Genomic DNA, 13617 nt, shown 5'->3' with positions numbered 1-13617 from the left:
CTGCGCCATTCTGACGCAATCTGCCCTAAAACAGGGCAAAGGTTGCCCCATTGTTAACACCATTCGCACTCATTGCCGGAATCTCACCATTATGAGCAGTCAGTTTGCGGAAATTCTGCTACCATCCATGCACTATTCATCCAGCAAAGTGGCAGCGACTATGAAATTTGTCTCTTTTAATATCAACGGCCTGCGCGCCAGACCTCATCAACTGGAAGCCATCGTCGAAAAACACCAACCCGATGTTATTGGCCTGCAGGAGACAAAAGTTCACGACGACATGTTCCCGCTCGAGGATGTCGCAAAACTCGGCTACAACGTTTTCTATCACGGTCAGAAAGGTCACTATGGCGTGGCGCTGCTGACCAAAGAGACGCCCATCGCCGTGCGACGGGGTTTTCCCGATGATGGCGAAGAGGCTCAGCGCCGCATCATCATGGCGGAGATCCCCTCTCCACTGGGCAACCTGACGGTGATCAACGGCTACTTCCCGCAGGGCGAAAGCCGTGACCATCCGATTAAGTTTCCGGCCAAAGCGCAGTTTTATCAGAACTTACAAAACTATCTCGACAACGAACTCAAGCGTGACAACCCGGTACTGATCATGGGGGATATGAATATCAGCCCGTCCGATCGGGACATCGGCATTGGCGAAGAGAACCGCAAGCGCTGGCTGCGCACCGGCAAGTGTTCGTTCCTGCCGGAAGAGCGCGAATGGATGGACCGCTTGCTGGGCTGGGGTCTGGTTGACACCTTCCGCCATGCGCACCCGGAATCTGCCGACAAATTCTCGTGGTTTGATTACCGTTCGAAGGGATTCGATGATAACCGCGGTCTGCGTATCGATCTGTTGCTGGCAAGCAATCCGCTGGCGGAGCGCTGTGTGGAAACCGGTATTGACTATGACATTCGCAGTATGGAAAAACCGTCTGACCATGCGCCGGTGTGGGCAACGTTTAAAGTTTGATGTTCAGTCGTGAAAGCCAGAAAGATGGGGTTAACAGGCGCACTGATCCTCTGTCTCGCCGGGGTGCTCTGGGCGTTGCCCCCCGGCCTGCTCACGCTGGAGACGCTTAAGCACCATCATTCACTGCTGGCGGACTGGCAGCGCCAGTCCCCTTTTCTTTGCGCCAGTCTCTATTTTCTGCTCTATACCGCTATCGCGGCGCTGTCGATTCCCGGCGCGGCGCTGCTGACGCTGCTCGGCGGCGCGCTGTTTGGCCTCTGGCAAGGTACGTTGCTGGTCTCTTTTGCTTCGACGCTTGGCGCGACGCTCGCCATGCTCACCAGTCGTTATCTGCTGCGTGACTGGGTGTCGCGGCGTTTTGCCCGGCACATGGCAACGGTGAATAATGGGATGGCGCGAGACGGCGCCTTTTATCTCTTTGCGCTCCGCCTGATGCCGTTGTTTCCGTTTGTTGTCGTCAACCTGCTGGCAGGCCTCACCGCCGTCAGTGTGCGCCGTTACTGGTGGGTCAGCCAGTTGGGGATGCTACCTGCCACCGTGGTTTATCTGAACGCCGGACGCCAGTTAAGCCAGTTAACATCGATACGCGACATTATCTCTCCCGCGATGCTGGCCGCGTTTGCCCTGTTGGGGTTATTACCGCTGGCCTCCCGTTGGCTGGCAACACGTTTTTTTCAGGAGTAACGATGCGTTGGGGATTACTACTTGCGGGCCTGTTGCTGACCGCTCAGAGCCACGCCGAGCAGAACTGGCAGCAGATCAAAGATGAAGCCAAAGGCCAGACCGTCTGGTTCAACGCCTGGGGCGGTGACACCGCCATTAACCAGTACCTTGACTGGGTCAGCGGCGAGATGAAAACGCACTATGCGGTCAATCTTAAAATCGTGCGCCTCGCCGATGCGGCTGATGCCGTGAAGCGTATCCAGACGGAAGCCGCCGCCGGGCGGAAAACCGGCGGTTCTGTCGACCTGCTGTGGGTCAACGGTGAAAACTTCCGCACGTTGAAAGAGGCGGGATTGTTGCAGACCCAGTGGGCGGAAACGTTGCCCAACTGGCGTTATGTCGATACGCAAAAACCGGTACGTGAAGATTTCTCTATTCCCACTGACGGGGCTGAATCTCCGTGGGGTGGCGCGCAGTTGACGTTTATCGCGGACAGCAACGTGACGCCGCAACCGCCGCAGAGTCCGCAGGCGCTGTTGGCATTTGCCCAGGCGCATCCCGGCACCGTCAGTTACCCTCGACCACCGGACTTTACCGGCACGGCGTTCCTGGAGCAGTTACTGATCTCGCTGACAGACTCTCCGCATGCGCTCACCGTCGCACCGGATGCCGCCACCTTCGCCCGGGTGACCGCGCCGCTGTGGCGCTACCTTGACGCGCTGCATCCCGCGCTGTGGCGCGAAGGCAAGGATTTCCCGCCATCTCAGGCGCGGATGGACGCGTTACTCAACAGCGGGACGCTGCGCCTGTCGTTAACCTTTAACCCCGCGCACGCTCAGCAAAAAGTCGCCAGCGGTGAATTGCCGAAAAGCAGCTACAGCTTTGGCTTTAGCGAAGGAATGATTGGCAACGTTCACTTTGTCACCATTCCGGCTAATGCCCGTGCCAGCGCCGGAGCGAAGCTGGTCGCCAACTTCCTGCTCTCGCCTGACGCCCAGTTGCGGAAGGCCGACCCGACTGTCTGGGGCGATCCGTCGGTCCTGGATGCGAAGAAACTGCCCGCCGCGCAGCAGGCGGCGCTGGAAGCACGCATTCCGGATGGCCTGCCCGCCGTCCTGCCCGAGCCTCATGCGGCCTGGGTTAACGCGTTGGAGCAAGAATGGCTGCGCCGCTACGGCTCGCGCTAATGCTTCTTGCCTGGCTGGGCATGGCGACAATATACGCGCCAGTACTGCCGGCCAGCGTGCTGCTGATCGCCCCCGCGCTGTCGTTGGCGAACTGGCAGGCGCTTTTTGCCGATCCCCAACTGCCGCAGGCGTTGCTGGCAACCGTGGTTTCAGTGTTCATCGCCGCCGCTGGCGCGCTGTTTATTGCGCTAACGGTTGTGGTGGCGCTCTGGCCAGGCATACGCTGGCGGCGGTTGAGTACCCGCCTGCCGTGGCTGCTCGCCATTCCCCATGTCGCGTTTGCCAGCGCCGCGCTGCTGCTCTTTGCCGAAGGCGGACTGCTCTGGCGCGCGCTGCCGTTTTTCTCTCCCGCGCTCGATCGCTACGGCATTGGGCTTGGCGTGACGCTGGCGGTGAAAGAGAGCGCTTTCGTGCTGTGGATTTTATCGATTTTACTGAGTGAGAAACGACTGGCTCAGCAAGTCATCGTCCTGGATTCACTGGGCTACAGCCGCCGACAGGCGCTCTGCTGGTTGTTATTGCCCACCATTGCCCCCGGGCTGGGTATCGTGATGCTGGCCGTGGTGGCGTGGACAATTTCGGCGGTAGATGTTGCCATTATCCTGGGTCCCGGCAACCCGCCAACGCTGGCGGTCCTCTGCTGGCAGTGGCTTAGTCAGGGAGACAGTGAACAGCAGATCAAAGGCGCGCTGGCGAGCCTGCTTTTACTGGCGCTACTCGCCCTCTTTATCCTCGCAGGCTACCTGCTCTGGCGCGGTTGGCGACGCACGCTTCCCGACATCCGCGGCGTGCGTCAACACCGTGTTCCACCTCTGACAGGGAAAACACTGTCGCTGTCGCTACCCGCAACGGGCGTGCTGTGCACGGTATTGTTGACCCTTCTCGCACAGCAATCCGCGCTCAATCCCGAGGCGTTAACCCACAGCGTAATGACAGGACTGGCCGCCAGCGCGCTGGGGTTGGTCATTTTGCTGCTATGGCTGGAATGGGGACCGCAGCGCGGACATCGTTGGGTCTGGCTGCCGATCCTCCTTCCGGCGCTGCCGTTGGTGATGGGGCAATATGCGCTGGCGCTACACCTTGAACAGGACGGCCAGTTTGCAACGATTGTCTGGGGGCATCTGCTGTGGGTAGCACCGTGGATGTTGTTCGTCCTGAAACCGGCCTGGCAACGCATCGATCCCCGTCTGCTGCTGATTGCCCGGACGCTGGGCTGGTCGCCGATGAAAATCTTTTGCACCGTAAAATGCCCGCTGATTTTACGTCCTGCACTGGTGGCGCTGGCGGTGGGTTTCTCCGTCAGTATCGCGCAGTACATGCCGACGCTGTGGCTGGGCGCGGGCCGTTTCCCGACGCTGACGACGGAAGCGGTCGCCCTCAGCAGCGGTGGCAGCACCGGTATCCTGGCCGCGCAGGCGCTCTGGCAATTGCTGTTACCGCTGACAGTGTTCGCACTGATGGCCGGGCTTTCATCATGGGTCGGCCACCGCCGGCAAGGATTGCGTTAATGCTCATCGTTCGCCATCTTACTCTGTTTCTTAACCAGGCCCCGCTGTTTGGCCCGTTAACCTTTGATGTAGCAAAAGGTGACATTGTCACATTAATGGGTTCCTCCGGCTGCGGCAAGTCTTCACTACTGGCCTGGATGGTGGGTGCGCTGACACCGCCACTGCACGCCAGCGGTGAACTGTGGCGGGATGAACAACGTCTGGATGTGCTCCCGACGGCCCAACGCCAGACCGGCATTTTGTTTCAGGATGCTCTGCTGTTTGATCATTTTACGGTGGGGCAAAACCTGCTGCTGGCGCTCCCCGCCGGTCTGAAAGGCCCGTCGCGCCACGATGCGGTTGATCACGCGCTTGAACGCGCGGGCATGGCGGGTTTCTCTTCTCGCGATCCCGCCACGCTATCTGGCGGCCAGCGCGCGCGGGTCGCGCTGCTTCGCGCCCTGCTGGCACAGCCCAGAACATTGCTGCTGGACGAACCCTTCAGCCGTCTTGATACTGACAGACGGGCAGACTTTCGTCAGTGGGTCTTTGACGAAGTGCGTCGACTGGACATCCCGGTCGTTCAGGTGACCCATGACGCGCAGGATGTTCCGCCGGGAGGCCACGTTTTGCAGTTATCTCCCGCGTCGTGAAACTGCGGACATACTGCGTTAACGCAAAGTTTTTCAGCTACAGCGAGCACAGAATGGCGCCTCCTTATCTCAACGTCGGGCAATTCGATGAAACGTGTTTCTCAAATGACCGCGCTGGCACTGGCTTTAGGGCTCGCTTGCGCTTCCACCTGGGCTGCTGATATGGCGCAGGCGCTCAACTTCAAACAACTGACGCAAAAACAGGGTACAGCCATCGATACCCGTCCAGGCGCGTTCTACAATGGCTGGCCGCCGTCGTTAAACGGCCCTTCCGGCCATGAACCTTCCGCCCTGAATCTCTCTGCAGGCTGGCTCGACAACATGAGCGACGAACAGCTCAACGCCTGGATCCAGCAGCATCAACTGAAATCCGCCGCCCCTGTCGCGCTGTACGGCAACGACAGCGATGTGCAGGCGGTGAAAAGTCGACTGCAAAAAGCGGGACTGCAACAGGTTGCCACGCTGAGCGACGCGCTGCAGGAGCCCGCCCGTCTGCAACGACTGCCGCATTTCGAACAGCTGGTTTATCCGCAGTGGCTGCATGACCTGCAACAGGGTAAAGAGGTGACCGCGAAACCCGCCGGTGACTGGAAAGTGATCGAAGCCGCCTGGGGCGCGCCGAAGTTTTATCTGCTCAGCCATATTCCGGGTGCGGATTACATCGACACCAACGAAGTGGAAAGCGAGCCGCTGTGGAACAAAGTCTCCGACGCCAGCCTGCAGGCGATGCTGGCGAAACACGGTATCCGTCACGACACCACGGTTATCCTGTACGGTCGCGATGTTTACGCCGCGGCACGGGTGGCGCAGATCATGCTGTATGCCGGGGTGAAAGACGTTCGCCTGCTCGACGGTGGCTGGCAGACCTGGTCTGATGCCGGGCTGCCGGTCGAGCGCGGTACGCCCGCGAAGGTGAAACCGGAGCCCGATTTTGGCGTGACCATTCCGGCGCAGCCGCAGTTAATGCTTGATATGGAGCAGGCGCGCGGGCTGTTGCACCGTCAGGATGCGTCGCTGGTCAGTATTCGCTCCTGGCCGGAATTTATCGGCACCACCAGCGGCTACAGCTACATCAAGCCAAAAGGTGAAATTGCCGGCGCGCGCTGGGGACATGCCGGCAGCGACTCGACCCATATGGAAGACTTCCATAACCCGGACGGCACCATGCGCAGCGCGGAAGATATCGCCGCAATGTGGAAGCAGTGGCACATACTGCCGGATCAGCAGGTCGCCTTCTACTGTGGCACCGGCTGGCGCGCGTCAGAGACGTTTATGTACGCCCGGGCGATGGGCTGGAAAAACGTCTCCGTCTATGACGGCGGCTGGTATGAGTGGAGCAGCAATCCGAAAAACCCGGTCTCCACAGGCGAACGCGGCCCGGACAGCAGCAAATAATCTCACCCATTCTGACGCTGAAGCCCTTTCAGCGTCAGATAACCACTCCAGACGCGCGTCAGCGTCGTCATCCAGCACAGCGTGCCGAAGATCCACGCCAGTGCGGCGAAGTACGCAGGGAAAAGGCAGCCGAGCACAAAGAGTGCGATCGTTTCCGTTCCCTCCGTCAATCCGCCCAGATAGTAAAACGACTTGTGTGCGTAGCCGGGGTTATCGATATTGTGCTTTGCGGCCAGCGCAGCAAAGGCGAGAAAGCTGCTGCCGGTGCCGATAAACGCAAACAACAGCCAGCTTCCCGCCAGCGCGTTATGCTGCGGATCGGCCAGAATGAAGCCAAACGGCACCAGCGCGTAAAACAAGAAGTCGAGCGCAATATCGAGAAAGCCACCCGCATCGGTGAGTCCGCGGCGCCGCGCCAGCGCGCCGTCAAGACCATCCAACAGCCGGTTCAGCGCAATCGCCACCAGCGCCGCCAGATACCACCCCAGGGCCAGAAACGGCAACGCCAGCACGCCGAGAGCAAATCCAACGAGCGTCAGCCCGTCCGGAGAAATCCCCGGCCTGTCAAGCACGCCCGCGCAGTGGTGGAGCAGCGGTTTGAGCCGGGGATGAAGATGCCTGTCAAGCACGCGGCGCTCCTTTGAGACTGTCGCACAGCCCCTGCGATGGGATGTCCAGCGCGGCATTGAAACGCGCCGAGAGGTTCTGGAAAGCCAGCAGCGCGGTCATCTCACAAATGACCTCATCGCTGAAATGCTGCTTCATTTGCGCTTTCAGGGCATCGTCTACCTGCGGCGGCGTGGCGGTCACGGCGTCAGCATAGGCCAGCGCAATGCGCTCTTCTGGCGTAAAAAGCGACGATGCCTGCCAGTTCGCCACCGCCAGTACTTTTTCCATCGCGCCACAGCGCTCTGCCAGACGCAGGCTGTTGGCGTCCACGCAGAATGCGCAATGGCAGACCTGCGACACGCGCGTCATCAGCAGCGCCCGCATCACCGGCCTCAGACGGGCACGTTTACGTTCGAGAAATCCCACAAACAGCGCCACCAGCCAGAACAAAAACGGCATCCGTCCCCACCAGCGCGTCGGATGTAGCACCTCGCCGTAGTGTTTTTTTTGCGTCATCACGAGAGGGCTAAGAGAGGCAGGGAGGCGGGTCAGCGGCGTTACCCACGATTGCGGATCGTTCAAGGGGGACTCCTGGGACTTCAGGTCAATCAAAGATGACGATAGTATGTCACTTTCTGCTGTTGAACATTGACGAATATGATGAAAACCCTCGACGTTGTTGCCGCGATCGTTGAACGTGATGGCAAAATTTTGCTCGCCCAGCGCCCGCCACAGGCGGACCAGGCTGGACTATGGGAATTTGCCGGTGGCAAGGTGGAAGCGGGCGAAACGCAACCACAGGCGCTGGTCCGCGAACTGCGTGAAGAGCTAGGGATTGAGGCCACGGTGGGATGCTATATTGCCAGCCATCAGCGTGAAGTCTCCGGGCGGATGATTCATCTGCATGCCTGGCATGTCCCCGCGTTCAGCGGAGAGGTGATAGCGCATGAGCACCAGCAGCTGGTGTGGTGCGAACCGCAGGCCGCGCTGGACTATCCGCTCGCCCCCGCCGATATTCCTCTGCTTAACGCCTTTATGATTTTACGCGCCGCCAGACCAGCGGATTCGTGCCGATCGTTTTCTCATCACGCTGACACTGCAACAGCACGCCATCGGCTTTAATCACCGCCCCTTCTGAATAATTCTGATCCTGATAAATGCAGCACTGATTACAGGGCTGCGCGCGCTGCCCACCGGAGCTGAAGACCTCCGGCGGTACGTTCACCTGAACATCCGGGCGAATATTTTGATTCGCCAGGGTGGATAAAGAGAGTGTCATCAGCGCTGCCGCCATCGCGATAAAACGCATAGGATTTCCTTACTATTCCGGGACTGTTCTCAGTATAACGGTAACCCGCGCGGGAAACTTTAATCGCTTGCGTCATCGCTTTTCGTTATGACAGCCGTTTCGTTATTAATTTGTCTGGCTCCGGCATTTTTTCCTTGCTATCCGTCACATTCCTGGTGGTATAGTCAAAATCTGCAAATGCACTTAATACAAACAACATAAATACAACCACATTAAAATATAAGAGGTTTTTATATCTATGGATCAGACACGCTCTCTGGAATCATTCCTCAACCATGTCCAAAAGCGCGACCCGAATCAAACCGAGTTCGCGCAAGCCGTCCGTGAAGTCATGACCACCCTGTGGCCGTTCATTGAGCAAAACCCGCGTTATCGTGAAATGTCGTTGCTGGAACGTCTGGTTGAGCCAGAGCGTGTGATTCAGTTCCGCGTCGTGTGGCTGGACGATCGTAATCAGGTCCAGGTTAACCGTGCATGGCGTGTACAGTTCAACTCGGCGATTGGCCCGTACAAAGGCGGGATGCGCTTCCACCCTTCCGTGAACCTGTCGATCCTGAAGTTCCTCGGTTTTGAGCAAACCTTCAAAAATGCGCTGACCACCCTGCCGATGGGCGGCGGTAAAGGCGGAAGTGATTTCGACCCGAAAGGGAAAAGTGAAGGCGAAGTGATGCGTTTCTGTCAGGCGCTGATGACTGAACTGTATCGTCATCTGGGGCCGGATACTGACGTTCCTGCCGGAGATATCGGCGTGGGCGGTCGTGAAGTGGGCTTTATGGCCGGGATGATGCGTAAGCTTTCCAACAACAGCGGCTGTGTGTTTACCGGCAAAGGACTCTCCTTCGGCGGCAGCCTTATCCGTCCAGAAGCAACCGGCTACGGTCTGGTCTACTTCACCGAAGCGATGCTCAAGCGTCATGGTCTGGGCTTTGAAGGGATGCGCGTGGCGGTTTCCGGTTCCGGCAACGTGGCGCAGTTTGCCATTGAAAAAGCGATGGAATTTGGCGCTCGCGTGGTGACGGCCTCCGACTCCAGCGGCACCGTCGTGGATGAGAGCGGCTTTACGAAAGAGAAACTGGCGCGTCTGTGCGAAATCAAAGCCAGCCGCGACGGTCGCGTGGCGGACTACGCCCGTGAGTTTGGCCTGACCTATCTGGAAGGTAAACAGCCGTGGTCAGTGCCGGTCGATATCGCCCTGCCGTGTGCAACGCAGAACGAACTCGATGTCGACGCCGCGCGTCAGCTTATCGCCAACGGCGTGAAGGCGGTGGCGGAAGGGGCAAACATGCCGACGACCATCGAAGCGACCGACCTGTTCCTCGAAGCCGGCGTGCTGTTTGCACCGGGCAAAGCAGCGAACGCCGGTGGCGTTGCCACCTCCGGTCTGGAAATGGCGCAGAACGCTGCGCGTCTGAGCTGGAAGGCGGAAAAAGTGGATGCCCGTCTGCACCACATTATGCTTGATATTCACCATGCCTGCGTCGAGTACGGTGGCGAAAGCAAGCAGACCAACTATGTCCGTGGGGCGAACATCTCAGCCTTCGTGAAGATTGCCGACGCCATGTTTGGCCAGGGTGTGATTTAATTCACCGCGGCACGAGCGTATTACACGCCCGCCTCTGCTTCTGCTGATGGCGGGCTTTTTTTCGCCGCGCGTTTGCGGGGCGCGCTCTTTTTCTTATCTGCGTCGCCGGGTGCCACAATGCCACGGAAGCGGCGTACCGGCGTACTCCGCGCCTGATCGATCAGTTGATACAGCGTCCCCACCAGCGGCTGCATAAAATCCTGATAGCGGCACTGCTTTTCGCTGATTTGCGTCAGTATCGACTCCCAGTGGGCGGTCATGTCAGGACGGGTCGCCATCTCCGGCAGCGAGTGGAACAGCGCTTTCCCGGCATCGGTGGAGTGAATATAACGCCCTTTTTTGACCAGAAAGCCGCGCTTAAACAGCAGTTCAATGATCCCGGCGCGGGTGGCTTCGGTGCCCAGCCCATCCGTTGCGCGGAGGATCTTTTTCAGATCTTTATCCTGCACGAAGCGCGCGATCCCGGTCATCGCCGACAGCAGCGTGGCATCGGTAAAGTGGCGCGGCGGCTGGGTCTGGCGTTCAACAACCTCCCCCTTTTCGCACAGTAATTCATCGTCTTTCGCCACCACCGGCAGCGGCGTGCCGTCGTTCTCTTCATCACGCTCTTTACTGCCGAGCAGCGTCCGCCAGCCCGCTTCTGCGAGGAACCGGGCTTTGGCAACGAATTTACCCTTCGCGATGTCCAGTTCAATCACGCATTTACGGAATACCGCATCCGGGCAGAACTGCATCAGGTACTGACGGGCGACCAGGTTGTACACCTTCGCTTCGTTCTCCGTCAGATTGATGTTGTTACTGCGTGCCGTAGGGATAATGGCGTGGTGCGCATCGACCTTTTTGTCATCCCAGCAGCGATTGCGGGTATCGGGATTCACCGCCGGTTGCGGCAGCAGATCCGGCGCATGCACGCTGATGGCATTCATCACCGCATGACGTCCGGCAAAGTGCTCTTCCGGCAGATAGCGGCAATCGGAACGCGGGTAGGTAATGAGTTTATGGGTTTCATACAGTTTCTGGCAGATGTCGAGCACGTTCTGCGCGCTCAGACCAAAGCGCTTTGCCGCTTCAATCTGCAATGTGGAGAGCGAAAACGGCAGCGGTGCGGATTCTGATTCCCGTTTATCGTTATAGCTGGTGACAATCGCCGGCTGTCCGTTGATGCGGTTGACCACATGCTCCGCCAGCGGACGATGTAGCAAACGCCCCTCTTCGTCCTGATACGGTTCACACGCTTCGCTTGGCTGCCAGATGGCGGTGAAACGTTCATCCGCAGGGGTCACGATATGCGCTTTCACTTCAAAGAAATCTTTGGCAACGAAGTTTTCGATCTCTTCGTCACGGCGTACCACCAGTCCAAGCACCGGCGTCTGTACGCGTCCGACGGAGAGTACCCCCTGATAACCGGCATTACGTCCGAGGATAGTGTACGCCCGGGTCATGTTGATGCCGTACAGCCAGTCCGCGCGGGCGCGAGCCAGCGCTGACACGCACAATGGCACAAATTCACTGTTTGAACGCAAACGTTCAATGGCGCGCTCAACGGCCTGCGGGTTGAGATCGTTGATCAAACAGCGCTGCACCTGATGGCGCTTTTCCGGTGCCAGTTGCAGGTAATCCAGCACCTCATCGACCAGCAGTTGCCCTTCGCGATCCGGGTCGCCCGCATGAATAACCTCACTGGCCTCATGCAGAAAGCGTTTGATCACGTTGAGCTGTTTGGTTACGGAAGGACGCGGCTGCAATTGCCACTTTTCCGGCACGATCGGCAGGTCGGCCAGATTCCAGCGTGCATAACGGCTGTCATAGACATCGGGCTGCGCCTGTTCAAGCAGGTGACCAATACACCAGGTCACCACCTGACCATTACCGCATTCAATAAAACCATCGCCTTTGCGGTGCGGTTTAGGCAGCACATCGGCAATGGCACGTGCCAGACTCGGCTTTTCGGCAATAAACAACCGCATCGAATTAACGGATCTCAACCATGGCGCGTCCGCCACGGGCTTCAACCAGTTCGCCAATCGCCGTCAGTTCGATACCAAACTCGGCGGCTGTCGCTTTAACGTCCTCTTCGGCGTCTGGCATCACCGCCAGCAGCAGGCCACCGGAGGTTTGCGGATCGCACAGCAGGGAGCGCACCGCCTGCGGCATTTCTCCCATCAGGTGTCCATAGCTGGCAAAGTTACGCTCAGTGCCGCCCGGCACGGCGCCCAGGCGGATGTACTCTTCCACTCCCGGCAGTTTAGGGATGTCCTGATAACAAATCTGCGCCTGCACGCCTGCGCCCTGGCACATCTCGCTGAGGTGGCCCAACAGACCAAAGCCAGTCACATCGGTCATGGCTTTGACGCCATCAATGTTGGCAAATGACGCCCCGGCAATATTCATCCGACACATCACTTCCGTCGCCAGCCCCTGGTGTTCAGGTTTCAACAGCGATTTTTTCTCAGCGGTGGTCAGCACGCCGATGCCCAACGGCTTGGTCAGGAAAAGCTTACAGCCGGCCTGGGCAGTGCTGTTTTTCTTCACCCGTTCAGTGGGGACGATGCCGGTCACCGCCAGACCAAAGATTGGTTCCGGCGCATCAATCGAGTGACCGCCCGCCAGCGCAATGCCCGCCTGACGACAGGCAAAACGTCCGCCTTCGGTCACTTCGCGGGCGATTTCTGGTGACAGCTTACTGATTGGCCAGCCCAGGATCGCGATCGCCATAATCGGTTTGCCGCCCATCGCGAAAATATCGCTAATGGCGTTGGTCGCCGCAATGCGGCCAAAATCAAACGGATCATCGACAATCGGCATAAAGAAGTCAGTGGTACTAATGACGCTGGTGCCATTGCCCAGATCGTATACCGCCGCGTCGTCACGGGTTTCATTTCCCACAAGCAGGTTCGGGTCGACAAACTTCGCCTGCTCGCTGTGCAGGATGGTTTCCAACACTTTCGGGGAAATTTTACAACCGCAACCCGCTCCGTGGCTGTACTGCGTTAAACGAATAGCTTGCTCGCTCATGGACATCTCCTGTCATTGCAATCGGGCTATGGTAGCGCTCATTCCATGAAGTGATAAGAGAGAGTGTCCGAATTCCGGCGTCTTTGCTCAGAATCCAGACAGTTTTGCAGAATTAACTAAAATTTCGTCACAAACGGCGCGGTATCCGGCACGTTAATGGTGGTGGAAGCTTTCAGTTGCGGCGTACCAAGATAGAGGAAGCCGACGATCTTATCCTGCGTACGGCAATCAAACGCGTCGCGCACCACCGGGCTGTCGGTTAACGCCCCGGTACGCCAGATACCGCCGAAGCCTTGCGCGATAGCCGCCATTTGCATCGCCATCACCGCGCAGCCGGCGGACATTTCCTGTTCCCAGACCGGGACCTTATGATTTTCGTCACATTTCGCGACCACGGTGATGATAAGCGGCGCGCGAAACGGCGCGGTGCGCGCTTTTTCGATCCCTTTATCATCGCTCCCGGCGGCAATTGCCCCCTTCTCCAGCACCGCGCTGAAGCGTTCGCGCCCTTCGCCTTCAATGACGAAGAAATGCCACGGTTGCAAGGTCTTATGATCCGGCGCGCGCATCCCCGCGCGGAGAATATTTTGCAATTGCTCACCGGCAGGTGCAGGCTCGGCAAGGCGAGAAGCGCTGCGGCGGTTAACAAGTAATTCAAGTGCATCCATTTGGTTAACTCCTGTCAGGGTGAATATTCACAAAATTAACACGAGAGCAGATTTTGTTACAGCGTCGACGGTGATTCCTGCT

Annotated in this window: 14 protein-coding genes; 8 read left to right on the top strand and 6 right to left on the bottom strand. The window is 58.4% G+C overall.

Features of this window, described 5'->3' with window-relative positions:
* The first annotated feature begins 160 nt into the window (after nt 1–160).
* The 6 genes from xthA to ACERJC_RS05410 all read left to right on the top strand — a co-directional run bounded on the left by xthA (nt 161) and on the right by ACERJC_RS05410 (nt 6352).
* A complete protein-coding gene (gene xthA, locus ACERJC_RS05435) occupies nt 161–967 on the top strand; it encodes an exodeoxyribonuclease III (protein ID WP_152406339.1) in 807 nt (268 codons plus the stop codon).
* 24 nt (nt 968–991) lie between these two features.
* A complete protein-coding gene (locus ACERJC_RS05430) occupies nt 992–1651 on the top strand; it encodes a TVP38/TMEM64 family protein (protein WP_152404930.1) in 660 nt (219 codons plus the stop codon).
* Between the two features lie 2 nt (nt 1652–1653).
* The gene (locus ACERJC_RS05425) at nt 1654–2817 is read left to right on the top strand and encodes an ABC transporter substrate-binding protein (RefSeq protein WP_373671210.1); all 1164 of its coding nucleotides are present in this window, start codon (nt 1654–1656) and stop codon (nt 2815–2817) included.
* Nucleotides 2790–4325, top strand: a complete 1536-nt coding sequence (locus tag ACERJC_RS05420; protein WP_373671209.1) for an ABC transporter permease family protein — start codon at nt 2790–2792, stop codon at nt 4323–4325. Before ACERJC_RS05425 ends, ACERJC_RS05420 begins: the two co-directional genes overlap by 28 nt.
* The gene (locus ACERJC_RS05415; protein WP_373671208.1) at nt 4325–4957 is read left to right on the top strand and encodes an ATP-binding cassette domain-containing protein; all 633 of its coding nucleotides are present in this window, start codon (nt 4325–4327) and stop codon (nt 4955–4957) included. The genes ACERJC_RS05420 and ACERJC_RS05415 overlap by 1 nt, the downstream gene beginning before the upstream one ends.
* A gap of 87 nt (nt 4958–5044) precedes the next feature.
* Complete coding sequence (locus ACERJC_RS05410; protein ID WP_371894693.1) at nt 5045–6352, top strand: rhodanese-like domain-containing protein; 1308 nt, start codon at nt 5045–5047, stop codon at nt 6350–6352.
* A 2-nt stretch (nt 6353–6354) separates the two neighbouring features.
* On the opposite strand, the gene ACERJC_RS05405 is transcribed toward ACERJC_RS05410, so the two are convergent.
* Both ACERJC_RS05405 and ACERJC_RS05400 read right to left on the bottom strand, forming a co-directional pair.
* On the bottom strand, nt 6355–6981 hold the full coding sequence (locus ACERJC_RS05405; protein WP_371894692.1) for a CDP-alcohol phosphatidyltransferase family protein: 627 nt from the start codon (nt 6979–6981) through the stop codon (nt 6355–6357).
* Nucleotides 6974–7543: a carboxymuconolactone decarboxylase family protein gene (locus ACERJC_RS05400; RefSeq protein ID WP_371894691.1), complete on the bottom strand. Its 570-nt coding sequence runs from the start codon at nt 7541–7543 to the stop codon at nt 6974–6976. Before ACERJC_RS05400 ends, ACERJC_RS05405 begins: the two co-directional genes overlap by 8 nt.
* A 75-nt stretch (nt 7544–7618) precedes the next feature.
* Here ACERJC_RS05400 and ACERJC_RS05395 point away from each other — a divergent pair, with 75 nt between their 5' ends.
* Nucleotides 7619–8083, top strand: coding sequence for a pyrimidine (deoxy)nucleoside triphosphate diphosphatase (locus ACERJC_RS05395; RefSeq protein ID WP_371894690.1), 465 nt, complete (start codon nt 7619–7621; stop codon nt 8081–8083).
* On the opposite strand, the gene ACERJC_RS05390 is transcribed toward ACERJC_RS05395, so the two are convergent.
* On the bottom strand, nt 7995–8255 hold the full coding sequence (locus ACERJC_RS05390) for a YnjH family protein (RefSeq protein WP_187696667.1): 261 nt from the start codon (nt 8253–8255) through the stop codon (nt 7995–7997). The genes ACERJC_RS05395 and ACERJC_RS05390 overlap by 89 nt on opposite strands.
* A gap of 253 nt (nt 8256–8508) precedes the next feature.
* Between ACERJC_RS05390 and gdhA the strand changes: the two genes are divergently transcribed.
* Nucleotides 8509–9852 (top strand): NADP-specific glutamate dehydrogenase, encoded by a 1344-nt coding sequence (gdhA, locus tag ACERJC_RS05385; RefSeq protein WP_286633132.1) that lies wholly within the window; start codon nt 8509–8511, stop codon nt 9850–9852.
* Nucleotides 9853–9872: 20 nt separating this feature from the next.
* On the opposite strand, the gene topB is transcribed toward gdhA, so the two are convergent.
* The 3 genes from topB to ACERJC_RS05370 all read right to left on the bottom strand — a co-directional run bounded on the left by topB (nt 9873) and on the right by ACERJC_RS05370 (nt 13535).
* Nucleotides 9873–11819 carry a DNA topoisomerase III gene (topB, locus tag ACERJC_RS05380; RefSeq protein WP_152404940.1) on the bottom strand — a complete coding sequence of 649 codons (1947 nt, stop codon included), beginning with the start codon at nt 11817–11819 and terminating at the stop codon, nt 9873–9875.
* Nucleotides 11820–11823: 4 nt separating this feature from the next.
* Nucleotides 11824–12867 carry a selenide, water dikinase SelD gene (selD, locus tag ACERJC_RS05375; RefSeq protein WP_371894688.1) on the bottom strand — a complete coding sequence of 348 codons (1044 nt, stop codon included), beginning with the start codon at nt 12865–12867 and terminating at the stop codon, nt 11824–11826.
* Between the two features lie 116 nt (nt 12868–12983).
* On the bottom strand, nt 12984–13535 hold the full coding sequence (locus tag ACERJC_RS05370) for an NAD(P)H nitroreductase (protein ID WP_371894687.1): 552 nt from the start codon (nt 13533–13535) through the stop codon (nt 12984–12986).
* Between the last annotated feature and the right edge of the window lie 82 nt (nt 13536–13617).

This window comes from Citrobacter telavivensis, from assembly GCF_041807075.1.
GTDB lineage: Bacteria > Pseudomonadota > Gammaproteobacteria > Enterobacterales > Enterobacteriaceae > Citrobacter_A > Citrobacter_A telavivensis.
Note: the sequence above shows the minus strand (reverse complement) of the source record. Positions and strands in the feature narration are given on the sequence as shown.